22 protein-coding genes are annotated in these 24462 nt (G+C 47.4%); 13 read left to right on the top strand and 9 right to left on the bottom strand.

The window, feature by feature from the left end:
• Positions 1–11: 11 nt before the first annotated feature.
• From ACMXYX_RS17010 to ACMXYX_RS16995, 4 genes are read left to right on the top strand one after another with little or no spacing between them, the layout of a single operon-like run.
• Positions 12–626 carry a prepilin-type N-terminal cleavage/methylation domain-containing protein gene (locus tag ACMXYX_RS17010; RefSeq protein WP_415897173.1) on the top strand — a complete coding sequence of 205 codons (615 nt, stop codon included), beginning with the start codon at positions 12–14 and terminating at the stop codon, positions 624–626.
• Positions 607–1167: a prepilin-type N-terminal cleavage/methylation domain-containing protein gene (locus ACMXYX_RS17005; RefSeq protein WP_415882847.1), complete on the top strand. Its 561-nt coding sequence runs from the start codon at positions 607–609 to the stop codon at positions 1165–1167. Before ACMXYX_RS17010 ends, ACMXYX_RS17005 begins: the two co-directional genes overlap by 20 nt.
• Positions 1167–2051, top strand: a complete 885-nt coding sequence (locus ACMXYX_RS17000; RefSeq protein WP_415897172.1) for a type II secretion system protein J — start codon at positions 1167–1169, stop codon at positions 2049–2051. The genes ACMXYX_RS17005 and ACMXYX_RS17000 overlap by 1 nt, the downstream gene beginning before the upstream one ends.
• A complete protein-coding gene (locus ACMXYX_RS16995; RefSeq protein WP_415882845.1) occupies positions 2041–2505 on the top strand; it encodes a hypothetical protein in 465 nt (154 codons plus the stop codon). Before ACMXYX_RS17000 ends, ACMXYX_RS16995 begins: the two co-directional genes overlap by 11 nt.
• 24 nt (positions 2506–2529) lie before the next feature.
• Here the strand turns inward: ACMXYX_RS16995 and pyrE are convergent, their stop codons facing one another.
• Entirely contained in the window at positions 2530–3171 is a 642-nt protein-coding gene (gene pyrE, locus ACMXYX_RS16990) for an orotate phosphoribosyltransferase (RefSeq protein ID WP_415882844.1), read from the bottom strand.
• A gap of 175 nt (positions 3172–3346) precedes the next feature.
• Here pyrE and ACMXYX_RS16985 point away from each other — a divergent pair, with 175 nt between their 5' ends.
• The gene (locus ACMXYX_RS16985) at positions 3347–4117 is read left to right on the top strand and encodes an exodeoxyribonuclease III (RefSeq protein ID WP_415882843.1); all 771 of its coding nucleotides are present in this window, start codon (positions 3347–3349) and stop codon (positions 4115–4117) included.
• 57 nt (positions 4118–4174) lie between these two features.
• Here ACMXYX_RS16985 and rph read toward each other — a convergent pair whose 3' ends face one another.
• Positions 4175–4945: a ribonuclease PH gene (gene rph, locus ACMXYX_RS16980; RefSeq protein ID WP_415889631.1), complete on the bottom strand. Its 771-nt coding sequence runs from the start codon at positions 4943–4945 to the stop codon at positions 4175–4177.
• Between the two features lie 101 nt (positions 4946–5046).
• Between rph and ACMXYX_RS16975 the strand changes: the two genes are divergently transcribed.
• Positions 5047–5910, top strand: a complete 864-nt coding sequence (locus ACMXYX_RS16975) for a YicC/YloC family endoribonuclease (protein WP_415897171.1) — start codon at positions 5047–5049, stop codon at positions 5908–5910.
• Between the two features lie 60 nt (positions 5911–5970).
• Here the strand turns inward: ACMXYX_RS16975 and ACMXYX_RS16970 are convergent, their stop codons facing one another.
• On the bottom strand, positions 5971–7401 hold the full coding sequence (locus ACMXYX_RS16970; RefSeq protein ID WP_415906306.1) for a peptidoglycan DD-metalloendopeptidase family protein: 1431 nt from the start codon (positions 7399–7401) through the stop codon (positions 5971–5973).
• Positions 7402–7547: 146 nt separating this feature from the next.
• Between ACMXYX_RS16970 and gmk the strand changes: the two genes are divergently transcribed.
• From gmk to ACMXYX_RS16955, 3 genes are all read left to right on the top strand, one after another.
• A complete protein-coding gene (gene gmk, locus ACMXYX_RS16965; RefSeq protein WP_415884691.1) occupies positions 7548–8168 on the top strand; it encodes a guanylate kinase in 621 nt (206 codons plus the stop codon).
• 60 nt (positions 8169–8228) lie between these two features.
• Positions 8229–8441, top strand: a complete 213-nt coding sequence (gene rpoZ / locus ACMXYX_RS16960) for a DNA-directed RNA polymerase subunit omega (RefSeq protein ID WP_415882839.1) — start codon at positions 8229–8231, stop codon at positions 8439–8441.
• A 169-nt stretch (positions 8442–8610) separates the two neighbouring features.
• On the top strand, positions 8611–10743 hold the full coding sequence (locus tag ACMXYX_RS16955; RefSeq protein ID WP_415906305.1) for a RelA/SpoT family protein: 2133 nt from the start codon (positions 8611–8613) through the stop codon (positions 10741–10743).
• A gap of 28 nt (positions 10744–10771) precedes the next feature.
• Here the strand turns inward: ACMXYX_RS16955 and ggt are convergent, their stop codons facing one another.
• Positions 10772–12526 carry a gamma-glutamyltransferase gene (gene ggt, locus ACMXYX_RS16950; RefSeq protein ID WP_415906304.1) on the bottom strand — a complete coding sequence of 585 codons (1755 nt, stop codon included), beginning with the start codon at positions 12524–12526 and terminating at the stop codon, positions 10772–10774.
• A gap of 117 nt (positions 12527–12643) precedes the next feature.
• On the opposite strand from ggt, the gene ACMXYX_RS16945 reads away from it, so the two are divergent.
• Positions 12644–13951 carry an HDOD domain-containing protein gene (locus ACMXYX_RS16945; protein ID WP_415906303.1) on the top strand — a complete coding sequence of 436 codons (1308 nt, stop codon included), beginning with the start codon at positions 12644–12646 and terminating at the stop codon, positions 13949–13951.
• Here ACMXYX_RS16945 and ACMXYX_RS16940 read toward each other — a convergent pair.
• A complete protein-coding gene (locus ACMXYX_RS16940; RefSeq protein ID WP_415906834.1) occupies positions 13948–15882 on the bottom strand; it encodes an ATP-binding cassette domain-containing protein in 1935 nt (644 codons plus the stop codon). The genes ACMXYX_RS16945 and ACMXYX_RS16940 overlap by 4 nt on opposite strands.
• Here ACMXYX_RS16940 and ACMXYX_RS16935 point away from each other — a divergent pair.
• Positions 15881–16405: a TIGR02444 family protein gene (locus tag ACMXYX_RS16935; protein ID WP_415882834.1), complete on the top strand. Its 525-nt coding sequence runs from the start codon at positions 15881–15883 to the stop codon at positions 16403–16405. The genes ACMXYX_RS16940 and ACMXYX_RS16935 overlap by 2 nt on opposite strands.
• 137 nt (positions 16406–16542) lie before the next feature.
• Positions 16543–17259: an FKBP-type peptidyl-prolyl cis-trans isomerase gene (locus ACMXYX_RS16930; RefSeq protein WP_415882833.1), complete on the top strand. Its 717-nt coding sequence runs from the start codon at positions 16543–16545 to the stop codon at positions 17257–17259.
• A gap of 118 nt (positions 17260–17377) precedes the next feature.
• Here the strand turns inward: ACMXYX_RS16930 and ACMXYX_RS16925 are convergent, their stop codons facing one another.
• Positions 17378–18355, bottom strand: coding sequence for a WD40 repeat domain-containing protein (locus ACMXYX_RS16925; RefSeq protein ID WP_415897165.1), 978 nt, complete (start codon positions 18353–18355; stop codon positions 17378–17380).
• Between the two features lie 6 nt (positions 18356–18361).
• Entirely contained in the window at positions 18362–18832 is a 471-nt protein-coding gene (rsd, locus tag ACMXYX_RS16920) for a sigma D regulator (protein WP_415889621.1), read from the bottom strand.
• Positions 18833–19099: 267 nt separating this feature from the next.
• Here rsd and ACMXYX_RS16915 point away from each other — a divergent pair, with 267 nt between their 5' ends.
• Positions 19100–19504 (top strand): flagellar basal body-associated FliL family protein, encoded by a 405-nt coding sequence (locus tag ACMXYX_RS16915; RefSeq protein WP_415897164.1) that lies wholly within the window; start codon positions 19100–19102, stop codon positions 19502–19504.
• 75 nt (positions 19505–19579) lie between these two features.
• Here the strand turns inward: ACMXYX_RS16915 and gshA are convergent, their stop codons facing one another.
• On the bottom strand, positions 19580–21145 hold the full coding sequence (gshA, locus tag ACMXYX_RS16910) for a glutamate--cysteine ligase (protein WP_415906302.1): 1566 nt from the start codon (positions 21143–21145) through the stop codon (positions 19580–19582).
• A gap of 164 nt (positions 21146–21309) precedes the next feature.
• Positions 21310–24459: an efflux RND transporter permease subunit gene (locus ACMXYX_RS16905; protein ID WP_415882828.1), complete on the bottom strand. Its 3150-nt coding sequence runs from the start codon at positions 24457–24459 to the stop codon at positions 21310–21312.
• Between the last annotated feature and the right edge of the window lie 3 nt (positions 24460–24462).

The raw sequence follows: 24462 nt of genomic DNA, 5'->3' as shown, positions 1-24462 counted from the left end.
AGAAATCCCTTATGAGCAGTGTCAGTCCTGATCGATCTAGGCAATGCTGCTCTAAATCTCGCCAGCGTGGTTTTACGCTGGTCGAGATTATTGTTGTTATCATCCTGCTGGGTATTCTCTCAGCTGTTGCTATCCCTCGAATTGGTAATGTTGCTCGTTACGATGAGCTTGCGCTTCGTAGTGCCATCATGGGCTCGTTACGTTTAGCGCAAAAAGCCGCTTTAGCGCAGCATGCTTCCTCTGTGTACTGGGTGCTAGAACGCTCGTCTGATACACAATGGCAGATCTCTTTGTTGATTGACTCTGACACTTCAGATGCAACGCCACCAACCAGTATTACCCCTCCTCAGCTCAATGCTGAGATCACAGCGGATGCGTTATTATCCTACACCGCGTCCCTTGTATCGGGCTCAGAATCAGGCAGTTTGTCGTCTGGGGAAAACCTAGTGGTGATGTATAACCAACTGGGCGATATGATCCGTGTTGATAACAATGTTGTTCTAAATTCTGCTGCGAGCTTTCCAGACGACGGCCAAGAGGTTGATAGCAGTCTGCAATTTACCGATGACAATGGCGACTACTGCCTTTCACTGACAGGGTATACCTATGAAACGACCTGTCGCTGAACGAGGCTTCTCGCTAGTTGAAGTAGTCATCACCATTGTGATTATTGCTATCGCTCTTACAGCGGCGATAGCAGGTTGGGGCACCATTGCCCGCCATAGTTCCGATGTCATGTGGCAAACCAAAGTATCCTATCTTGGGCAGGCCTACCTCGAAGAAATTTTGTCACGCCGATACGATGAACTTACGCCTTTAGGCGGTAGCCCACCTTGTGATCCTTGTACGCCCGCAGCGCAATTTGGCGTGAATGCTGGTGCGCCAATTACCAGTAAAGATGGTGAATCCCGGGAAGAGTTTGATGATGTTGATGACTACCATGGCTTAACAGAGAGCGCGGTTGGTTTATTCAATGCGCTTGTGACGCCGGGTGGTATTCAGTCTTATGAAGGTTATGAAGTCTCTGTTCAGGTGACTTATGTCGGTAGCACCTATTTCTCAGGTGCTGACTCTGAATTAGTCAAACAAGTGATTGTTACCGTTACTCCTCCAGCCAATACGGGGCAGAGCCCTGTGGTGTTCAGTGCTTTGCGGGGTAACTACTGATGCGTCGTCAAAGCGGTTTTACACTGGTTGAATTAATTGTCGTGATTACCCTGTTGGGGATCATCTCTCTGGTAACCGTAGGCTTTATTACTTCAACCATGCAAGGCTATGCGGATCTAACGAGGCGTGATCAGCTTTCATCTTCGGCACGTGTGGCAGTTGAGCGTATGGCACGCGAGATCAGAAACGCCCTGCCTAATAGTATCCGTGTTGGTGACTCAGGAAATTGCTTAGAGTTTATACCTGCCTTGGCGGCCTCTCGATATATCTCTGTACCGCTAACGGCTGTTTCGGCATCGTCAGCATTTAGCTCCGTGCCGTTTGCTACATCACCTGATCTTGGCCGTGTGGCTGTATACCCGATAGATACTAATACCGTGGATGAACCCGGCAGACCTGCAGGGCAAAACCCAATCTACGATCTGGATAGTTGGTCGATTATCTCCCCAATGATCAGTGCCAGCAGCGCATTGGATTCAGGATCAGGCACGGTGGATGTGTTATTAAACTCTACCCATCGTTTTCCCGCGGATTCCCCCTCAAAACGTTACTTTATTGTTGATGAACCGGTGAGCTTTTGTGTCGTAGGGAGTGATCTTTATCGTTTTCAGGGGGTAAGCGGTAGTGCGTACACTTATGCGATTACCCAGCCTACAGGCGCAACTTTATTTGCCAATCTAGCAGAGCCACAGGAAGCGCTGTTGGCAAGTGATGTCGTAAGCCCTGTGGATAACGATGCCTTTACATACAGTGAAGCGACATTACTTCGAAATGGCATTGTCCTGTTTGATCTGTTTGTAGAGGATCAGGTACTAACCAGCAGGGATACAACGCAGGAAAGTATCCGAGTTCAATTTGAGGTGCAGGTGAGAAATGTCCCATAAATTACCTGTAGTTGCGTTGAGATCTAAACAGCGAGGACTGGGTCTTATCTCGGCTATCTTCGTGATCACCGTATTAGCGGTCATCATTGCCGGTATGAGCCGTTTCTTTGCGCTTAGCCAAGATGTGACAGCTCAAGAGTTTCTTGGCGCTAGGGCGATTACAGCAGCGCAAACGGGGATAGAGCTAGAACTAACCTGTCTAGGCAATGGAGCATCTGGCTGTGTGGCTTCGGCTGCAGTTGGAAGCCCGCCTGCACAAGTTGATTATTGGCCAGGGCCTGCCGCCAGCGATACCTTTAATATCAATGGCCTGCAAGGGTGTCGATCGGAAGTTTTTTATCGGACGGTGACATCGCCAGAAGGTGATTTCTGGACCATCGATAGTACGGGCTACTGCGGTGGTAGTGGCTTGGATGGTGCTTCGAGGAAGGTTGTGATCAGAGCTGCCCAATAAAGAGCAGCTCCGGTAAAGCCTAACTTATATACCGTATTCGTCGCGGTATTTACGAATCGCTTCAAGTTCAGTCGCCATATCGCCTTTTTCAGTCAAGTAATCAATTAGATCACCTAGGCTAACGATGCTGATAACAGGCATGTTGTAGTCGCGCTCTACTTCCTGAATCGCAGATAGTTCGCCTTTACCTTTCTCTTGACGGTTAAGGGCAATCACAACACCAGCAGGTTTTGCGCCCGCTTGATCGATGATTTCCATTACTTCACGAATCGCTGTGCCTGCTGTGATTACATCATCGATGATCATCACGCCGCCTTCCAGAGGTGCACCTACAAGGCTACCGCCTTCACCGTGAGTTTTTGCTTCTTTACGGTTGAATACGTAAGGAACATCATCACCGTGCTGATCAGATAGGGCTACCGCTGTTGTCGCAGCTAGCGGGATACCTTTGTACGCAGGGCCAAGCAGTACATCGTAGTTAACGCCAGAATCTTTGATCGCCTGAGCGTAAAAGCGGCCAAGCTTAGCTAGCGCAGTACCTGTGTTGAAAAGACCTGCATTGAAAAAGTAAGGGCTAGTACGGCCAGATTTAAGCGTGAACTCGCCAAAACGTAGTACGTTCTGTTCGATAGCAAACTCAATAAACTCGCGCTGGTAATCCTGCATGGCAAACTCCGCTGGGAAAGGGGTAAAAATTTTGCGGCTATTCTACCAGCGGAAGCCTTGAGTCTCCATTGTTCAACGAACACTCAAAAAATTTCAATTTGCTTAACTTCCCTATACAATTCGAGCAATCGCTAAAAATAATAGATAAGTCTGATAACGGACAGGAACACCTTCTATGCGCGTCATCACATTCAATGCTCAAGGTATTGAACAAGCTACTGAAAACGGTTTTTTTGACTGGATGGTCCGTCAAGATGCTGATGTTGTTTGCTTGCAGGATCTGCGGGCGAAAGAATATCAACTTGATGACGAACGCTACCACCCCGAAGGTTATCACTCATACTTCTTCGATGCTTGGGAAGATGGTTACAGTGGCGTTGCTATATACAGCCGTACTATTCCTAAAGCGATCATGACCGGTTTGGGTTTCGAACTGTGTGATCAGCACGGCCGTTTTATCCAAGCGGACTTTGATGATGTCAGTGTTGGCTCATTCTGCCTCCCTTCTGGTTTGAAAGGTGAAGAGGCTCAAAAGCAGAAAGAAGACTTTATGGTCGACTTTATCGGTCACCTAAATAAAACCCTGCGTAAGCGTAGAGAGTTTATCTTCTGTGGCACGACTAACATTGCGCACAAGCCAGTCGATCTTAGTAACTGGTACGCTAACCAAACGGTTTCTGGCTTCTTGCCGCAAGAGCGTGAGTGGATGGCTGAGATCTTTGATGAGATGGGCTATATCGACGCTTTCCGTCAGATCAACAAAGCTGAACGTCAATTCAGCTGGTGGCCTGATTACAATCGTGCCCGCAAGCTGAACGAAGGTGCTCGCTTGGATTACCAGATTACTTCTGCAAGCCTGCGTAAGACGGTTAAAAATGCGCAGATCTATCGTGATCAGATGTTCAGTGAACACGCGCCAATCATCATCGATTACGATTTTGATTAAGACGATTTAGAAAACAAAAAAGGAGCCAATAGGCTCCTTTTTTAATGGGCTGAAGGTTTATTCAGCCAAAGCTTTTTGCTGCAGATCGATCAGCTCAGAGATACCTTTGCGTGCTAGATCCAACATCGCGTTCAGCTCTTCCTGAGTATAAGGCGCGCCTTCGGCAGTACCTTGCACTTCGATAAAGCCGCCGTCACCGGTCATGATCACGTTCATATCGGTTTCAGCTTTGCTGTCTTCGGCGTAATCCAAATCGAGAACAGGCTCACCTTCATAGATGCCTACAGACACTGCAGCGATCTTCTGTACCATAGGGTCGCCTTTCATCGCGCCGTTCTTATCTTGTTTAAGCACGTTAATTGCATCTTGAAGGGCAACATAAGCACCGGTGATAGATGCTGTGCGTGTACCACCATCCGCCTGAAGAACGTCACAGTCTAGGGTGATCGTGTTTTCACCTAGCTTTTTAAGGTTAAGCGCAGCACGAAGAGAGCGACCGATCAAACGTTGGATCTCTACAGTACGACCGCCTTGTTTGCCTTTCGCCGCTTCACGACCGTTACGAGACGTTGTAGAGCGAGGAAGCATGCCGTACTCAGCAGTAATCCAGCCTTGGCCAGAACCGCGCAAGAAACGAGGTACACCGCGTTCTACAGTTGCAGTACAAAGCACCTTTGTATTACCAAACTCAACTAAAACGGAGCCTTCAGCGTGCATAGTAAAGTTACGAGTGATCTTAACTTCACGCATCTGATCATTTTCACGTCCGCTTGGGCGGTGCTTCTTAATACCAAGAGTTTGCAGCTGTTCTGAAATAGATGAACTCATGCCTGTCCTTTATCAATATTCTGGTCTGCCATAGCGTGGCACTGCCGAGCTAGGCTGTTACAATGCGAATTAATGATGCATTTTAATCGAGAATGAACAATATGACACGTAGCATGACAGCTTTTGCTCGACAGGAAGCCGAGCACGAATGGGGATCTCTAAGTTGGGAGATCCGTTCCGTTAACCATCGTTATCTGGAACCTCACCTGCGTTTACCGGAAAACCTAAAAGAGCTAGAAGGTTTTCTACGTGAGCAGCTACGTAAAAATCTAAGTCGCGGTAAAGTTGAATGTACTCTGCGCTTCAACCCAGAAGCCAAAGTTCAACAGCTGGTGGTTAACCCTGCCTACGCACAAGAAGTTGTACAAGCCGCAGAACAGATTCAAGGCATGCTGAAAGAGCACCAAGCGCTTGATCCACTAGAACTACTGCGCTGGCCTGGCGTATTGCAAGACACCAAGCTAGATATGGATCTAGTCAAAAAATCCGCCAAAGATCTTTTCGGTACATCTCTTAAAGACCTGATCGAAGGCCGCGGCCGCGAAGGTGTTGAACTCGCAACACTGATCAACCAGCGCCTAGATGCGATCAGCGAAATAGTCAAAGAAGTTCGCGAAAAGATGCCGCAAATTCTGCAAAACCAACGCGATAACCTGAATCAGCGTTTAGCAGAACTAAAAGTAGAACTAGATGAAGGCCGCGTTGAACAAGAGATCGCTCTGCTAGCGCAAAAAGCTGACGTTGATGAAGAGATGGACCGCCTAGATACTCACGTTCAAGAAGTGCGTCGTGTCCTAAAACAAAAAGGCCCAATCGGCCGTCGCTTAGACTTCCTAATGCAGGAACTAAATCGCGAAGCGAATACGCTGTCTTCAAAATCGATTGTAGCGAGCACAACCCAGTGTGCGGTTGAGCTGAAAGTTCTAATCGAACAGATGCGTGAGCAGATCCAGAATATTGAGTGATTCAATCTAGAATCATTAGAACCCTACTCGGATCCGAGTAGGGTATCTTCAAGTCTTACCTTAAAGCGTACTCTGTGCGCTTTTCTCGCCTTTATTACTTAAAGCCAGCTGTTGCTCATTCTTAGGCTGATCTAAGCGAGCAATATAGTCTTTAAGCTGGCGTTCGAATGCGTTCTTTTTCTTGCCTGTAAGCGATACCGCAATTGGAATTTTAGCTTTCATTGCGTTCACAGGGCGGCCATTTTTATGTAGTTCGAAGTGTAGGTGAGCGCCGGTTGAGCGGCCTGAGTTGCCGGATAGAGCGATCTTTTGACCGCGTTTTACGCGTTGGCCTTTCACTACATAGGATCTGTGTAGGTGGAGGTAACGGGTTTTGTAGCTCTGACCGTGTTTGATCTCGATATAGAGCCCCGCGTATTTATGGCGAACCACACGGGTTACGACACCATCACCGGTTGATACTACCGGTGTGCCGATGCGCATGGCGAAGTCGGTACCGTTGTGTGGGCGAATCAGGCCGGTTACAGGGTGTTTACGGCGTGGATTAAAGTGTGAAGATAGACGGTATTTACCGTTAAATGGATAACGCTGGAAGGCTTTCTCTAGATTACGGCCTTTCTCGTCGTAGTAGTTATCTTCAAACAGGAAAGCGCTGATGTTATGGCGGTTCTTGATTCGGATCGCCTCAACTTTGGTGTTGCCGGTTGCTTCACCATCAACATATTGGCGAGAAACGAGGACTTCAAACTTATCACCACGCTGGATATCGCGACGGAAGTCGACGCGCTGCTTGAGCACTTGGGTAATCGATTGCGCCTCAGCTTGAGTTAGACCGGCTTTTTTGCCCGAGCCAGTAAAGCTATAGAGGATCTCGCCTTGGATTAGCTTATCTTGCCAATCACCTTCGATACGTATCTCTTCAAACTCAAAACTATCTGCTTTTCGCGTGTACACAACTTTATGGGCAAGGCTAAATTGCAGTTCTAAACGCTGTAGTTTTTGATTTTGTTTTTCAAAAACTAAAGTGTGCCCCGGCATTAGGTTATCTAATGCTAGAACGTTTACGTCAGTTTCGAGTAGCTGATACATGGTTTTTTGAGGCAGGTGTAAGCGCTCAAATATTTTACCTAAGGTATCGCCTTTACGAACGATGTATTGGTAACCATTAGTGCCTGTATCTGGAACTAACAGGGTTTCTGCGTCGGGTACGCTGTCAAAAGTCCAAGGGGCTTTTAACTGGCGAATGCTAAATTTTGGTTGCTCAAAGATCGGCGCATCGGTGTCCACAAGGTGTTCTAAAGATAAAGGTGTGGACGAATGAGGGCGATCGCCAGAGGGTAGAAAAGCCGCCACTAGAAGCATTGCTGCTAAGGCTATAAGTGCGCGCTGGTGGCGCTTAGGTAAAGCTGTTACAAAACCTGCTGAGGCTGAAATCCAGCGCATCAAAGTAAACCGTCGTACAAAGTTTGAGTCATAAGTACTTTCGATCATATAGTATTTATCGCTGAAAGGCCCGTATTTCCTCAGGATTCGTAGTTTTAAATGGCTTATTTAGTCTGTTTTCATGGTGAAAAAGGGGAAAGATCTTATAATAGCCCTGCAGCAAGACGGTTTGCTGCTTCAATTTGAGTATGAGAATTCACATGGCTAAAGGCACGTTATATGTTGTTTCGGCTCCTTCGGGAGCGGGTAAAACCAGTCTCGTTAAGGCGATGCTAAAACAGGATAATGATATTGTCGTATCAGTATCCCACACCACGCGGGATATGCGTCCGGGCGAAACAAACGGTGTGGACTACAATTTCGTGTCTATGGATGAGTTCAATCAGATGATTGAAGCCTCTGATTTTCTAGAGTTTGCTGAAGTATTTACCAATAAATATGGTACCTCCCAACGTTGGGTTGAGGATCAGCTAGAGCAGGGTAAAGATGTGATTCTAGAGATCGATTGGCAGGGGGCTCAGCAGATTCGTCGTTTGATGCCTGAATGCCTGTCTATTTTCATTCTTCCGCCGTCCCGTGAAGCGCTCCAAGAGCGTTTGACTAACCGTGGTCAGGACAGTGACGAGGTGATCAACCTACGTATGTCTGAAGCGGCGAGCGAAATGAGCCATTACGGTGAGTACGATTACCTTGTGATTAACGATGATTTTGATCAGGCACTGCGTGAACTACATGGCGTATTCTTATCACAGCGTATGCAGATCGCTCAACAACAAGAGCGTTGCCGTGATCTGTTGAGTTCTCTATTGTCATAGGCCGATTATGCAGGTAAACTGCGCGGTCTTTTTAATGTACCGAATTCTGAGGTTACCCCCATGGCACGAGTTACCGTTGAAGATTGCCTAGAAAACGTAGATAACCGTTTTCAGTTGGTTATGGTTGCTGCTAAGCGCGCACGTCAGCTTGCTACTGGCGGTAAAGAAGCAAAAGTAGAGTGGGAAAACGACAAGCCAACCGTTGTTGCTCTACGTGAAATTGCAGAAGGTCACACTGACCGTACTGTTCTGGACGAAGTCGAGCAAGACTAAGCCCTAAGCACACTGCTTTATCAGACGCCTCGCTATCATGCGGGGCGTTTGTGTTTATACTTGTTGGTAAATTCGTTAGTAATTCCTTGTTTAGGTCTTTTCCTAGCAGAATGAATGCGGCATCATCAGATGTAATGTGCATTTATTTGTTTGTAGCACTGGAGGGGCAATGCCGACCATTGACGCACTTTCTCAACGCTTGAATGATTACCTGGATCTAGAACAGATTCAGCAGGTGCGTCGTTCCTATTTTTATGCCGAACAGGCCCACGATGGCCAGAAGCGTAAAAGTGGTGAACCTTATGTAACTCACCCCCTTGCCGCTGCAAATATTCTTGCAGAATTGCGTATGGACCATCAGAGCCTGATGGCAGCCATGTTGCACGATGTTATCGAAGATACCGAGATCGCCTACGAAGGGATTGAATCCCAGTTTGGTAAAGCCGTTGCCGACATCGTTGACGGTGTATCTAAACTGACACACCTAGAGTTTGAAACCAAAGCAGAAGCTCAAGCCAGCAACTTCCAGAAGATGGTGTTGGCGATGGCGGAAGATATCCGCGTGATTTTGGTGAAACTGGCGGACCGTCTTCATAATATGCGTACCTTGGGTGCGATGCCGGGGCATAAGCAGCGTCGTATTGCTCGTGAAACGCTGGATATTTACGCACCGATTGCCGCGCGATTAGGTATGCGTGATGTTCAGGTGGAGTTGGAAGATCTAGCATTTCAAGCGCATTACCCAATGCGTGCTAAGCATATCCGTCGAGCAGTAGTTCAAGCCCGTGGTCAGCGTAAAGACGTGATTAGCTCGATTCAGGAAACGATCGAAAAGCGCCTCCAGAAAGAGGGGTTGAGTGGCACGGTTACTGGTCGTGAAAAGCACCTTTACAGCATCTACTCCAAGATGAAGGCGCAGCGTAAGTCCTTCTCTGAGATCATGGACGTATTTGCTTTCCGTATCGTGACCGACTCAGTTGATGACTGTTACCGTACACTCGGTGCCGTGCATAATTTGTATAAACCGGTGCACGACCGCTTTAAAGACTATATCGCGATCCCTAAAGCCAACGGCTATCAGTCACTACATACTGATCTGTTTGGTGCACGCGATATCACCATCGAGGTACAGATTCGTACCCATGAGATGGATGCAGTGGCCAATCAGGGTATTGCTGAGCATAGCCACTACAAGAACGAAGAAGAGTTAGACGCTTCTGATAGCGCATTAGGCAGTTATAAACGTGCCCGTAAATGGGTTCAGGGCCTGTTAGAGATGCATCAGCGTGCCGGTAACTCCATGGAGTTTATCGACAGCGTTAAGACCGATCTGTTCCCTGATGAGGTGTATGTCTTTACGCCGCTGGGTAAGATTATGGAGCTGCCAAGTGGTGCGACAGCGGTCGATTTTGCTTATGCGGTTCATACCGATGTTGGAAACTCTTGTGTATCTTGCCGCATTAACCGCCGATTGGCGCCGCTATCTCAGCCGTTAGAAAACGGCCAAACCGTTGAAATTATTACTACTCCAAGTGCTCAGCCAAATATGGCATGGCTCAACTTTGTTGTCACAGGTAAAGCGCGTACAGCGATTCGCCACTACCTGAAGAATCAACAACGTCATGAGTCTGTGGAGCTTGGTCAGCGCTTGTTAAATCAGTTCCTCGCCAATTATGGTGCGACCTTAAACGATATCGATCCGTTTAAATTGCGCGAGCTGCTACTAGAAGCTGAATTGGGCAGCATGGAAGACTTGCTAGAAGATATCGGCTTGGGCAATCGTATGGCTTATGTGGTTGCGCGTAGGTTGCGTCCTGAAGAGGATCTACAGGCAGCCGATGATGACGAATCTAATCGTCGTCAGAAACCGATGTCGATTAAAGGTACCGAGGGTATGGTGCTGCAGTATGCGAAATGCTGTTTACCTATCCCGGGTGACTCGATTATTGGGCATATCAGTACCGGCCGTGGTTTAGTTATCCATCAAACCGATTGTCGTAATATCGGTTATCTGCGTGATGATCCCGAGAAGTGTATCTATTTGGAATGGTCAGACAACCTAGACGAAGAGTTCAGCGTTAATCTGACAGTTCAGGTTGAGTCTCATCGCGGCATTATTGCTGAGCTTGCTACTACAGCTTCTGGCATAGGTGCTGATGTTGTCGCTATTGATATTAGTGAGCACGAAGGCCAGTTAGCGAATGTCCATATGGAAGTGACAGTAACTGACCGTATTCATTTGGCACGCGTGATGAAAAAACTGCGTCGCTTGAAGAGCGTGAATCGAATTACACGCGACTAATTTCGATTAATGTAAGAATTAGCACTGGTTATTCCCCTAGTGCTAAACCTTCCCTTCGATTATCTACTGCACTTTCCCATTCGTTTGATGGCAGACGGCGGAATCCGTGTAGGCCGCTATTCAGGTCTCTTACCTTAATCTGATGACCCATCGCCTCTAACGGCTGCTGCAGCTGATCAATAGGTGTGCCTGCTTCAAGCTCGGTTAGCCCGTTACGGTTGCTGATATGCGGCTGATTAACGATCTCCTGCATACTGAGGTCTGAGTTGAACATCAGCAGCAGGCTTTGCGCTACATAGTTGATGATTCGGCTGCCGCCGGGGGAGCCGATGGCCGAATGCAAATTGCCGTCTGCATCGAATACCATAAACGGCGACATCGAGCTGCGTGGACGTTTACCCGGTTGTACGCGGTTGGCAACGATCTGTCCTTTGCTAATACCTTTAAAGGAGAAGTCGGTCAGTTGATTGTTGAGAAGAAAGCCACCTGCCATCAGGGTCGAGCCAAACGCCATCTCGATACTGCTGGTCATCGACACGGCATTACCCCAACGGTCGACCACCACAAAGTGAGTAGTGGAGGGGCGTTCTGGGGATTTAGCATCAACTAGGTTAGCCATCGCATGTGGAGGTTTACCTGCCATGGCTTGGCCTAAGTCTTTATCTAGCGAGATTAGTTTGGAGCGCTCATTTAGGTAGTTAGGGTCGAGTAAGCCTTGTACAGGCACATCGACAAAATCACTATCGGCTAAATAACGGCCACGGTCCGCAAAAGCGAGGCGTGATGCTTGGGTAAAGAGATGGTTAAACTCCAAGCTCTCAGGGGTAAAGGTTGCTAGATCATGTTGCTCAAGCAGCTTCAGAATCTGCAGTACAGTGACACCGCCAGATGTTGGCGGCGGGAAGCCGCACACTCGATACTCTTTATAGGGTAGGCAGATCGGAGCGCGTTCTTTAGCTTGGTAACTAGCTAGGTCACTTTTATCGAGTAAGCCCGGATTATCAGTTACGGACTGAACCTTATCCGCGATTGCGGTTGCAATAGGGCCTAGATAAAACGCTTGGGTGCCGTTATCAGCAATCAATTCTAAACTCGCTGCGAGCTCCGGATTGGTTCTGATAAAACCTATCGGCAGTGGGGAACCGTCAGGGTTGTAGAAATAGTTTCTCGCTTCGCTATAGCGGTTCAATCCCGGGTTGATGCCACTGGCGATCAGTTTATGTAAGCGCGGGCCTATAGGAAAACCTTTGCGAGATTGCTCAATAGTATCGTCAAACAGAACTTTCCAAGCTAGCTTGCCGTGTTTTTCCTGCGCCACTTCCAGCATTTTTAAAACACCGGGTGTGCCAACAGAGCGCCCACCGACCATCGCTTCTACCCATGGCATCGGCTTTTTATTTTTTTGGAACAATCGGTAGTCTGCTTTCGCCGGTGCAGTCTCGCGGCCATCATAAGCCTTCAGTGTTTGTTGCTCCTGATCCCAATAGAGCATAAACGCGCCGCCACCAATGCCAGAGGATTGTGGCTCAACTAAGGTCAGCATAGCTTGAATGGCTACGGCAGCATCTGCGGCTGTACCGCCTTGTTGCAGAATGCTTAGGCCTGCCTGAGTAGCAAGAGGGTGTGCGGTTACGACTAAGGATTGTTGGGTGGCGATTGCTTCGCTTTGATAGAGCCCGGTAGATGATTCGGGAGCAAGATCCTCTTCCACTGCGTGAGCGGAAAGACCGAGAAGTGAGAAGATGATTAGCAATGCTTGGCTAATTTGGAGAATTATCGACATTTTTCTCATTTAAACTGATTTAAATCGTGAATTTTTGACCAAGAACTTTGCTTTCCCTAATTGTTGCTAATAATCTACCCTTTAGATTAAACCAAGACTAGGTTTGGAGAGAGTAAATTGTCAGTCGGCGTACGAGTTCTGGAAAACAGTGGCGAATTACCGCAGTTTCGCTTGGTGTTATTGCATGATGCTGAAGGTAAGGTGCTGGCTCTGCTTCCTGCGGCGTCATTACTCAATTTAGTTTCTGTCTGGAAAGAGACAGGTCGACAGCTACAGCCTGTTCGTGGCGAAGATGCGAAACGCTATTTTAGCCAAGATGCCTTAAGACATCCTGAAGGACAGAAAAAACTTTTATCTCTCAAGCTTTTGGTTTCTCCTGAAATTTTGCAGCATGATCAAGTTGAATTGATCGAGCCGCACGCTGAGCTGTGTTTTGGGGTGAGTGCTAAACAGATCGAGAAAGCGAGTAGCTGTAACTTAGCGCTTACCACAGAGCAGATCGAAGCTGTGCAGCCGAAAGGTGATGACCGCGTTGTTATCACTCAGGCGGTTGAGCGCTTTACTGAGTTGCGAATCAAGCAACGCCTTGAAGATACTTTAGGTCTGCCTTCTCTATCTCCAACGATTAAAAAAATTATCGAGCTTCGCTCTGATCCAGAAGCAGGTGTGAGTGAGCTCGTACCGGTCGTGCGGATCGATCCTAGCCTTTCTGCTCAAGTGATGAGCTGGGCTGCATCTCCGTATTATGCAGCGCCGGGTAAAGTAAGCTCGATTGATGATGCAGTTATCCGTGTCCTTGGTTTTGACCTCGTGATCAATATGGCGCTAGGTACGGCGATGGGTGAAATGCTTCGTGTGCCTGAAGATGGCCCACGTGGGGCAACACCTTACTGGCTGCAGTCGGTATATAACGCTGCGTTTGCCGAGCAGCTATGCCGTGCTATGCCAGAAAATGAAGATCAGCCTAAACCGGGTTTGATCTACTTGTCTTCTTTGCTACATAACTTCGGTTACCTAGTACTGGCACACCTGTTCCCACCACACTTCACTTTGTTGTCCCGTTATATCGAGGCAAACCCACACTTTGCTTTAGATTCGGTAGAGCAACAGGTGTTGAGTGTTACCCGCGAACAGATTGGTAGCTGGTTGCTATCTAGCTGGGAATTGCCTGCTGAGGTAACGACAGCGATTCGTCATCAGAATGAACCTGATTATGCCGGCGAACATAGTAACTATGTCAAAGTGCTCTATATGGCAAACCGTCTGCTACGTCAGCAGGGTTTGAGTGACGGTCCTTTGGAAGAAGTACCTGAAGAGATGTATGCAGAGCTTGGCTTAAAAGAGCCTGATGTAGCTAAAATGCTTCGCCGTTTAATGCGTAATGACGAAGATATTAAAGAGTTAACAGCGTTACTGGGTGACTAAACGTCACCCAGTTCTTCCTCAAGGGCTTCCAGAGCTTCTTGCTGCTCCATCCACTCTTCTTCGGTTTGCTCCGCTTGCTGTTTCAACTCCGCTTGTTGTTGTAGCAAGGTTTTGAGCTTGTCCTTGTTTTGCTCTTCGTAGATCGAACTATCACTAAGTGCTGTTTCGATCTCATCTAGCTGTTCGTGCTGCTTTTCCATCGCTTTTTCTAGCTTTTCCAACTGCTTTTTCAGTGGACGTAGCTGATTACGACGTTCGGCGGCTAAACGTTTCTGTTCCTTACGTTCTGCTGCAGAGAGAGTCTTTTTCTCTTCTGTCGCTGCAGGGGCAAAGGCTTCAGCTTCGGCTTTTTGTTCGAGGCGCTTCTGTTCTAACAACCAGCTCTGGTAGTCATCTAGGTCGCCTTTAAATTCTTCAACTTTACCATTTGCTACCAGAAGGAATTCATCGACAGTATTACGTAGTAGGTGGCGATCGTGGGATACCAAAATTAGTACGCCTTCGAATGATTGCAGTGCAAGGGTCAGTGCGTGACGTACTTCCAGATCCAAGTGGTTGGTCGGTTCGTCCATCAATAGCAGATTTGGTTTTTGCCAAGCGATCATAGACAGCGCAACGCGGGCTTTCTCACCACCGGAAAAGTTATCCACAGGCTCTAAAGCGCGATCACCAATAAACCCGAATGAGCCAAGGAAATCACGGATCTCTTGCTCAGAGGCTTTCGGGCTGATGCGCTTGATATGTAACAGCGGTGATGCCGCCATATCGAGTGCTTCAAGCTGATGCTGGGCAAAATAGCCTATCTGCAAGTTGTCACTTTCGTGGCGTTCGCCATTGCAGAGTTCCAAATCGCCCACGAGTGACTTAACTAGCGTTGATTTACCAGCACCGTTCGGGCCGAGAAGGCCGATACGCGCACCCGGCGTCAGGGTCAAAGAAGTTTTATCCAGAATAACGCTATCGTCATAACCGCACTGTGCATCGTACAAAGTCAGTAGTGGCGATGACATCTTGTCTGCAGAGCAAAACTTAAAGCTGAACGGACTATCAATGTGCGCAGGTGCAATTTTCTCCATGCGCTCCAGCTCTTTGATACGGCTTTGCGCTTGTTTCGCCTTAGTGGCTTTTGCACGGAAACGGCGTACAAAGTTTTCAATTTCACCAATACGCTGCTGCTGTTTCTCAAACGCAGATTGTTGCTGTGCTAGACGATCTGCCCGCTGTATCTCAAAGGCTGAGTAACCGCCTTTGTATAGATTCAGCTTGTTACGCTCGATATGAGTGATATGGCTAACTACATTATCGAGGAAATCACGGTCATGGGAGATCAGAATCAACATGCCCGGGTATTGGCGCAGCCATTGTTCCAGCCAGATCGTTGCATCCAGATCCAAGTGGTTGGTTGGCTCATCCAGAAGTAACAGGTCAGATGGGCACATCAGCGCTTGAGCTAGGTTCAGACGGATTCTCCAGCCGCCAGAGAACTCTTTGACTGAACGGGTGATATCGTTATGGCTAAAGCCTAAACCGGCGAGAAGCTGGGCTGCACGAGACTCAGCGCTATAACCGTTGTGGTTATCTAGCTCGGCATGCAGCTCGCCTAAGCGATTCATATCATGATCGGCTTCTGCTTTCGCAAGCTCTTGCTGGATAGAGCGGAGCTTGTAATCACCGTCTAAGACGTAGTCGAGTGCTGAGCGATCAGAGGTCGGAACCTCCTGCGCCATATGAGAGATACGCAGTCCCCCCGGTAGCTCGAGGTCTCCGTTATCACAGTGAAGCTCTCCGAGTAGCAATTTAAACAGAGAGGATTTACCCGCACCATTTGCACCAACTAAACCGACTTTCCACCCCGAATGTAGGGTCAGATCGGCTTGTTCTAGCAATATGTTGTGGCCGCGTTGTAAGCTAACTTGCTGAAATTGAATCATGGCGGCGGATTTTAACATAGAGATGCAATTGAAAAATGACCTTTGGGACTTTGCGCTCAACTTTTATCAACAGCCGGGCATAGAGCAGAGCTGTTTAGAGTTACAGAACGAGTTTGGGTTGAGCATTAACCGACTGATCTTCGCCTGCTGGGGCGGGATACAAGGCTATGTGCTCGACACGATTACTTGTGATGAGGCGGATCACTGGCAGCAGGAGATGACCCATCCACTGCGTGGTGTTCGTTATAAAGTGCGCGAACGTAAGCAGCAAGAATCGGAATATGATGCTTGTTATCAGAAGCTGCGTCAGGCTGAATTGGCTTGTGAGCAGATCGAGCTCGCTTTGCTCTATCAACAGGGCCAAAAGGCAAAGCAAACACGACCATCTTCAGAAATAATTGAAGAAAACCTGCATAGCTATTTGAAATCTAAAAAAGTGCCTATAGATAAAGAGATATTAGGCGCATTGAATCCCCTGTTACAGGCGGCTAACACCTACTTAAGCACGAATCATAAGGAATAGGTGGTGCCCCGCTGAACTTTGCTGTTTAATCAGGGACTAATAAGGCCTGTTGTAAATTGTAGGTTTATCTCAATTGATAGGATAGCTGCCGCAAAAGGCGCGCTGATTCCAAAGAATTACAAACAAGGATATTTAGCATGAAACAAACTTTGCTGGCGGTTGCTCTAGGTGCCGCGATGGTATCTCCAATGGTTTCTGCAGTGGAACTAAAAACTGAAGAGCAGAAAGTTAGCTACAGTGTTGGTCTGATGGTTGGTGAACAGCTTAAGACGATCCCTAATGTTGATTTTGATGCGTTCCTTGAAGCTGCTAAAACAACTTATGGCGATAAAGAGCCAAAGCTGTCACCTGATCAGGTACGCGAAGTGATGACTGCTTTCCAGAAGAAACAGATGGAAGAGCAGAAGAAAAAACACGATCAATTAAGTTCTGACAACCTTGAGGCAGGTAAGAAATACCTAGCTGAAAATGGTAAGAAGAAAGGCGTTACAACAACTGAATCTGGCCTTCAGTACGAAGAGCTAACAGCTGGTAAAGGTAAGTCTCCAACAGCTGCAGACACAGTAAAAGTACACTACCGTGGTACGCTTATTAACGGTGAAGAGTTTGATAGCTCGTTCTCTCGTAACGAACCTGTATCGTTCCCGTTGAACGGTGTAATTCCAGGTTGGACTGAAGGTCTACAGATGATCAAAGAAGGCGGTAAAGCGCGTTTGGTTATCCCTGCCGATCTAGCGTACGGTCCAGGTGGTATGGGCAATGCAATTGGTCCAAACGAAACTCTGATTTTTGAAGTAGAGCTTCTGGAAATTAACCCAGGTGCGGAAGAAGCTGCTGAAGCTGAGAAGAAGTAATCACTTCTTAGCGTGATGTGAATTAAAAAGGCCGATGCTGTGAAGCATCGGCCTTTTTGTTAGATTTTTTGTTGGATTTTTGTGGGAATAGTCCCGTCCTGAAATAGGCTTATTATGCTTATTTCAGCTCATTCATAATGCCGTTAGAGCCAATGGCATAATATTTACCTTGACCAAATGCTACAGCATATACACCGGCATGTACCGGACCGTATGGGTCGCGTTTATGAATTCGCCATGTGCGAAGTTCTGCCCCAGTTTTAACATCCCACAGTTGTACTAACCCCGCTGCTGTGCCGGTTAATAGCTTAGAGTTATCTGGAGAAAAGCGTGCGCTTAGGTAGCTTACGCGTTTTTGCAGTAGATCTTTTATGTTGCTCAGAACGTGTAGCTCTTTACCGCTATTCACATCCCAAATTACGGCTTTATCTAAGCTGCCGGCACTGAAGGCATACTGAGTATTTGGCGAGAGAGCGACAGTATCAACGACATTACCAAACTCTAGCTCGCGTAGCATTTCACCGGTCTGCATGCTCCATAGTTTCGCTTTGTAGGCATCAGAACCTGTTAGCGCAAGGGTGCCATCATCACTGAGATCAACACTGCGAACGCGTGCATTATGACGTAGGGTGCGTTGGACGCCGCCGTTTTTGACATCAAAATACACAGCGGTGTGATCGGCTAGGCCAAGTAATGCAAAATCACCATTTGGCGAGAGATCCATCTGCATGATTTCAGCGGGTGAGCTCCAAAACCACTCAGGTTTGCCGGTTTTAACATCCCATAGAACGAGATCTTGCTGGTTTGCTGTCGCGGCATAAGTGCCTTCCGGAGAGAAGGCCGTCGCTGCGATGATAGAGAAGTCTTTGGCTTTATGATTCCAGTTGAACAGGCGCTCGTGATTGCTGCTCTGCCAAAGGCTTCCGCCGTGATTGAAAGAACCTATAACACTATGAGATCCATTTTCGGATAAGGTAGCGGAATATGCGCCGGTCAGTGCATATTCCTTCCACAAACTTGGGTCATCACCGCCACCACAGCCAGTTAATCCGAGGATACTGCCAGTCAGTAGCAGTTTGCAAAACCCATAGCGCATTAATTCTTATCCTTCTACCGCTTCTCTGTGGGAAGTATGAAGCACGGCAATCATTTTATCTTCGAGTTCGAAGCGTTCTTCCAGTGCTTCTCCAAGTTTAGATAAACGTTCGGAAAATTCACGGATCTGCTGCACTGTAGGATCAAGAAGATTATTAAAATCGTCGTTAAAATCTAGCGCAATATCGGTGCTTACCTGAATTTTAGGTAGTAATGACTGGCCTTCCTCAAGGCTGCCATCATTGAAATCGCTGCCTTCCAATAGCAGCTGCTCATAGACCTCAAAGTGTCCAGAGGAGAGATAATCCATCAACGTCTGGCAAAAGCCTTGAGCTTTATTGTTAAGCTCTTCGTTGATGTGGTGTTCAGGCAGATGGACAAATTGGCTGATCAGCATCTGACGTTCTTCAAGCCAAGAATCGATGATCTCGCTGACACCGCCCCAGCGCTCTTTAGCGTTTTTACATTTCTCTAACATCCTGCGCTCCTTTCCTACCATGTAGACAGGGGGTGGTAAATTCAGTGTGAAAGTGATTTACCATTTCTATTTATTAGTACCCTTTCGCTCATCATATTCCTAAGCTGATTCAGGGTGCAACCGTCCTTATAGTAAAAAATAGTTTTTTCGCCTGCTTTGATATAGAACAGGGTCAAACACAGTTAACTTTTTGTCCATCAGCCCCTGTTGGGGCCGGAAATAGCGCGCTATACTGCTGCTATTGAACACGAATGACTGAGGCGAACAATGCTTAAGCGACTGGTTTTATTTATTTTTTTGGCTTTTTCTGTACAACTGACTTGGGCAGAAGGTGATGAACAGAAAACCGCTGAAGACTATGTTAATTACATCGAATTAAAAGCGTTTGTAACCAATTTTGGTGGTGTAGGTAAAACGCGCTTCCTGAAATGCGAAGTGACGATTCAGGTATCAAGCGAAGCGGCGCACCATGCGGTAAACCACCATATGGCGCATATCCGTAATGATATTGTGTTTCTGCTAAGTGCTCAGACTGATGACACGGTTGGTACAGTTGAGCTACAGCAAGAGCTAGCGAAGAAAGCACTGAAGAAAGTACAAAACATCTTAGTAGAAGAAGAGGGTGAAGGTTTCGTATCTGACCTGTTCTTTACTAGTTTCGTAGTGCAGTAGCCACTATCCGAAAACAAAAAAAGCAGGCCACTTCGGTGTCCTGCTTTTTTTATGGGTGCAATATAGGGCGGTTAATTAGTTCGCCATATAGTCCGCTAAGTAGACATCAAAGTCTGGCTGCTCCGCCGCTTCAATTTGCTGTTGTTCCACAAGGGAGCTTTGGCTGAGTTCTTCCAACATCGCTGCCATCTCTGATGAAGGTGCTTCGGATAGCAGAGTTTCTTTATGGCGCTGTGCTTGTTGCATCACAAAGTCACCGTGGTCGAAATTCTGATCCTGCATCTCTTTAAGTACTTGCGCTGATGGCGTTAGTTCAGGATCTAGCAACTTAGCTTTTTGGGCTTTAATTGCTTCGCTAAATTGACTGCTATTGTGTGCTTGATCAAACAGAGCTGCCGTTTTCTCTATTTCTGCGAGAAGCTCGATGCCCCAATCCTTCAAGGTAACCGTCTGATCGTTGTTGATTAGTGTCAAACCTGGTTCACGGCCGCGAGTGACCACCTGCTGGTGGTTATCTTGAATCTGCTCACACTCAGCATTGCTAATTTCGCTATCGTCCATCAGCAAGCAGGTGACTAAGAACAGGTCTAAGAAATCAGCTTGGGTCTGATCGATACCCAAAGGTAGGAATGGATTGATATCGGTATTACGTACTTCGATATATTCCACGCCCTTAGACATCAACGCATGAATCGGTTTTTCACCGGATTCTGTGACGCGCTTAGGACGAATATCGCTGTAGTATTCGTTTTCAATCTGCAAAACATTGGTGTTTAGCTGTCGATATTCACCGTCTACTTTGACACCGATCTCTTCGTACTGTTGGTACGGTGTACGAATCGCACTCTCTAGAGATTTGGCGTAAGTATCTAGATGGTTAAAGCAGATATTTAGGCTAGCTTGAGCTTTGTTGGAGTAGCCAAGGTCGCTCATACGCAATGAAGTCGCATAAGGCAGATACAACGTACCTTTGCCCATCTCTTCTAGGTTGTGCTTCTTACCCTTTAGGAACGAGCTACATAAAGCCGGAGATGCACCAAAGAGATAGATTAGTAGCCAAGAATAACGACGGAAATTTCTGATCAGGCCGAAATACGCAGCGGATCGGAAATCTTGTAGTGATAGTTCACTGCCTGAAAAACTATGGTAAAGCGGCCAGAATGCTTCAGGGAGAGAGAAATTGTAATGAATGCCGGCAATGGTCTGCATCACTTTACCGTAGCGATGCTCTAAACCTACGCGGTAGATGTATTTCATCTGGCCGACGTTTGATGAGCCGTAACGAGCGATAGGAATCTCTTTCTCTGGCGGCAACAAGCATGGCATGCTGGCTGGCCAGATCTGCTCTTTATCGAGTTTCTGATAGGTATAGCGATGAAGATCTGCAAGGAAATTCAGGGCATCAGAGGACTTTTCGAAAACGGGCGTAATAAATTCCAGTAACGCTTCCGAATAATCAGTGGTGATATGAGCGTGAGTGAGCGCTGAACCTAGAGCTTGCGGATGAGAGGTTTGAGCTAATCTGCGTTGATCATCAACACGTAAGCCTTCCTTCTCTATACCGTGTTGTAGCTGGGTTAGCAGCCCAGAATGGCCTGCTTGGTTAAGCCAATCTAGCTTTTGTTCTAGTGCTGAAGACAAAAGTCGATCCTTTAAGTCACTCGTTGAGGGGCAACATTATAATTGAGGGAATATTAAATTGCTGCAACGAAACAGTTAGTTTGCGCTTTCGACCTAAACTGCCTCAATTAATTCAATCTGACGCGCTAATTTATCAGATAAAGGGCCGTGATTGGCCCCTCTGATTATGCGGCTTCTTCTGTTTTCTGCTTGCCAAAACGTTGTTGTAGTTGGAACCAGCAGATGAGTAGGCAGGGTAAGAAGCCAAGGGTGATGATCACAGAGAACAGGATTCCCATCATAACCACAATACCGACACCTCGATAAAGCTCGGTGCCTGCGCCCGGAATAAAGACCAATGGCGCCAATCCGAATACTGTTGTGACTGTGGACATCAGAATCGGTTTGAGTCGCTTGGCAACGGCTTGGTTTACCGCATCTACGATAGAGGTTTTGCCTAAGTGTAGGTTATCCCGTGCTTGGCAGACGATCAGGATTGGGTTGTTCACTACGGTCCCGAGTAAGATAACAAAGCCCAGCATAGTGATCATATCAAAAGCTTGGTAGAAACTCGGTAAGCCTGTTTGTTGTAACAATTCACCGAGCATATTAGCTGCGACTAAACCGACAACGCCACCTGCGATACCTAAAGGCACAGTGGTGAGAATGAGGCTTGGATAACTCCAGTGGGACAAAATTACGACTAGAAGTAGGTAGATCAGTAATGCTGCGACGATAAAGTTATTAAATAACGCGGTTTGAGTTGCATCCAGTTGGTCAGCAGCACCGGAAATACTGATGCTGACTTTAGGTAGAATTTCGCCCTCAGATTTCATCAACGGGATTAATTCGGTACGTACTTTCTCGACCGCCGTTTCTAGTGCCACGGTTGGTGGTGGCAGTATGTAAACAGATACAGTGCGACGACCTTCGATACGACGAATATCTTCACTTGCGACGGTCTCTTTAATCTCGGCTAGTGCCGATAGAGGCAGAACACCGCCACCCGGAACAGAAATCGGTGTTTGGCTGAGTAGCTCAATGCTTTTTGCTGTGTTTAATTGGCTGTAGAGCAGCATATCGACTTTCTTATCGCCATCGATAAATTCACCGACATAAGCGCCATCACTGAATGCGGCCACTGCGATACCGAAATCTTCCGCTTTGATCCCTAATTCAGCCAGTCTTTGCCACTTCGGCAAGATCTGTATCAGAGGTTGATCTAAAGAGAGGGATTTGGGCTCTGAATCCAAACGTGGGTTATCAAACATCTCTTTTGCGCGAGTCATCACATTTTGCGCTGTGGTGAAGAGGGCTTGTTGATCAGCACCAGAAACATTAAGCACTACAGTACGGGTACCGCCTTGGTTACTAGAGATAATTGAACCCCGCGATGAAAAGGCGCGCATACCCGGATAGCTGGTAAAGAACTGGGTGATCTCTTTCATCATCGGCTCTTGATGGTCATAGTCTTTAGGCTCACTCAGCAACCATACGGAACCTGAGCCGATATAGAGCAGGTAATAACGTAACGCCGGAATCATCCCTTGTTCGGGTATGTAGTCTTCCGGTTGCTGCTGCACGGCTAGATCGACTTTTTCTTTCACCTCTGCGCCAATCAGGGACATCTCTTTGTAGCTGTAACCGGCAGGGGCAAACATCATCGAAAATGATTTTGGCTCTTCACCTTCGGGTAGGTATTCCGCTGCTGGCATAAACGCAATAGCTAACCCTAAGGTTGCGAAGGTGCTCAGCGCGATGACCGTTATCCGGCGTTTGAAACCGTCATTTAGCCAAGTGATCAACTGCATGATTTTGCCCTGCTGATATTGCTTATCGTCCGATTTAGTCGATAAACCAAAGAAAGCGCAGGCAGAAGGCACGACAAACAGTGCAAACAGCATAGAAGCTAAAATTGAAGCGGAGACGGTAATTGCGATATCAGAATAAAGTTGCCCAGCTTCCTGCTCGACGAAAAAGATCGGCGTAAACACTAGAACGGTCGTGGCACTGGAGGCGATGACGGCAGTCCACACCTCTTTGACCCCTGCAATGGCTGATTCAATCCGATCCATGCCTTGGCGTAGTTTCTGCTCGATGCTTTCGAGCACTACGATACTGTTATCAAGAGTCATACCGATCGCAAAGGTAATCCCGGCTAAGGAGATCACATTGATACTGCGGCCAAACATCATTAAGCCGATAAACGCAGCGATGGTACAAACAGGGAGTCCAAGCAAGCAGAAGAGCGTTGCGCGGCCAGAGCGCATAAATACGTATAGAACAAGGCTCGCCAGTAACGCACCTAAGCAAAGGTTTAGCACCACGCTTTTGATAGAGGCTTCTACATAGCGAACATCATCTCCGATCAGCTCTATACGCATGCCGTTGGGTTTAAGAACATCGCGGTGCAGTTCTTCGACTGCTTGCAGCATGTCTTGTTTGATTTGAATAACGTTGGCACTGGGTTCTCTGCGAACCCCTAAAGTGATCGCTCGCTCACCGGCTACATAAGCAACGCCGTTAGTTTCATAATGATCGAGTTTGATGTCGGCAACATCTTTCAGATAGGTGCTAACGCCATTCTCGTGGCGAATAATGAGGTTGCTCAGTTCCTCTAAGTCATTGAAGCGACCTTGAGTACGCAGTAAATAGCGGCGTTTACCCTCTTCAATATCGCCAGCAGAAATATCTCTATTACGGGTTTGGATCGCACTTTTAACATCCGCCATGCTTAGCCCGCGTTGGGCAAGTTGGTCCGGTTCAATATGGATCTGGATCTGACGCTCGGTTTTTCCGCGCATAGAAACTTGAGATACCCCTGGAACCCTTTCCATCACTGGACGTACCTGACGATCAATAAAATCGCTGGTCATGTCCATATCGAGGTTAAATGGATTGCCAGCTTCAGGTACCACCGAAAAATAGAGGAAGGGGTTAGCAGAGAAGGAGCTGATTCTTACACTCGGCTGGTCGACATTATCAGGGTAGCCCGCCACTTGATTAAGTGCGTTGGTGACCTTGATCATCGCCTGATCAAGGTTGGTTTTTGGGGGGAACTCTAGAATGATCTCGGCTTTCCCAGTCGAAGCGATCGACTCCATAAAGGCTAGATTCGGCAGAGTGCGCAGATGACGTTCTTGCTCTAACAAGATCTCTTGTTCAATATCTCGTGGCGTTGCTCCTGACCAACGGGTCTCTATCTCAATAACCTGCGCATCTAGATCAGGGATCATTTGCACCGGCATCTTCAGGCTGGCTACCACGCCCAATAAACAGACCATCAATACCAGAACGGCTAGTAGGCGGCCTTGTTGAATAATTGCTCCTAGCATGGG

The organism is Neptuniibacter sp. QD72_48, assembly GCF_047778065.1.
In the GTDB taxonomy this organism is placed as follows: Bacteria; Pseudomonadota; Gammaproteobacteria; order Pseudomonadales; family Balneatricaceae; genus Neptuniibacter.
Note: the sequence above shows the minus strand (reverse complement) of the source record. Positions and strands in the feature narration are given on the sequence as shown.

What these genes read in the sequence shown, in the direction of transcription:
- ACMXYX_RS17010 (WP_415897173.1), top strand. Translation starts at nt 12, where the DNA reads ATGAGCAGTGTCAGTCCTGATCGATCTAGGCAATGCTGCTCTAAATCT.
- ACMXYX_RS17005 (WP_415882847.1), top strand. Translation starts at nt 607, where the DNA reads ATGAAACGACCTGTCGCTGAACGAGGCTTCTCGCTAGTTGAAGTAGTC.
- ACMXYX_RS17000 (WP_415897172.1), top strand. Translation starts at nt 1,167, where the DNA reads ATGCGTCGTCAAAGCGGTTTTACACTGGTTGAATTAATTGTCGTGATT.
- ACMXYX_RS16995 (WP_415882845.1), top strand. Translation starts at nt 2,041, where the DNA reads ATGTCCCATAAATTACCTGTAGTTGCGTTGAGATCTAAACAGCGAGGA.
- pyrE (WP_415882844.1), bottom strand. Translation starts at nt 3,171, where the DNA reads ATGCAGGATTACCAGCGCGAGTTTATTGAGTTTGCTATCGAACAGAAC.
- ACMXYX_RS16985 (WP_415882843.1), top strand. Translation starts at nt 3,347, where the DNA reads ATGCGCGTCATCACATTCAATGCTCAAGGTATTGAACAAGCTACTGAA.
- rph (WP_415889631.1), bottom strand. Translation starts at nt 4,945, where the DNA reads ATGAGTTCATCTATTTCAGAACAGCTGCAAACTCTTGGTATTAAGAAG.
- ACMXYX_RS16975 (WP_415897171.1), top strand. Translation starts at nt 5,047, where the DNA reads ATGACACGTAGCATGACAGCTTTTGCTCGACAGGAAGCCGAGCACGAA.
- ACMXYX_RS16970 (WP_415906306.1), bottom strand. Translation starts at nt 7,401, where the DNA reads ATGATCGAAAGTACTTATGACTCAAACTTTGTACGACGGTTTACTTTG.
- rpoZ (WP_415882839.1), top strand. Translation starts at nt 8,229, where the DNA reads ATGGCACGAGTTACCGTTGAAGATTGCCTAGAAAACGTAGATAACCGT.
- ACMXYX_RS16955 (WP_415906305.1), top strand. Translation starts at nt 8,611, where the DNA reads ATGCCGACCATTGACGCACTTTCTCAACGCTTGAATGATTACCTGGAT.
- ggt (WP_415906304.1), bottom strand. Translation starts at nt 12,526, where the DNA reads ATGTCGATAATTCTCCAAATTAGCCAAGCATTGCTAATCATCTTCTCA.
- ACMXYX_RS16935 (WP_415882834.1), top strand. Translation starts at nt 15,881, where the DNA reads ATGGCGGCGGATTTTAACATAGAGATGCAATTGAAAAATGACCTTTGG.
- ACMXYX_RS16940 (WP_415906834.1), bottom strand. Translation starts at nt 15,882, where the DNA reads ATGATTCAATTTCAGCAAGTTAGCTTACAACGCGGCCACAACATATTG.
- ACMXYX_RS16930 (WP_415882833.1), top strand. Translation starts at nt 16,543, where the DNA reads ATGAAACAAACTTTGCTGGCGGTTGCTCTAGGTGCCGCGATGGTATCT.
- ACMXYX_RS16925 (WP_415897165.1), bottom strand. Translation starts at nt 18,355, where the DNA reads ATGCGCTATGGGTTTTGCAAACTGCTACTGACTGGCAGTATCCTCGGA.
- rsd (WP_415889621.1), bottom strand. Translation starts at nt 18,832, where the DNA reads ATGTTAGAGAAATGTAAAAACGCTAAAGAGCGCTGGGGCGGTGTCAGC.
- ACMXYX_RS16915 (WP_415897164.1), top strand. Translation starts at nt 19,100, where the DNA reads ATGCTTAAGCGACTGGTTTTATTTATTTTTTTGGCTTTTTCTGTACAA.
- ACMXYX_RS16905 (WP_415882828.1), bottom strand. Translation starts at nt 24,459, where the DNA reads ATGCTAGGAGCAATTATTCAACAAGGCCGCCTACTAGCCGTTCTGGTA.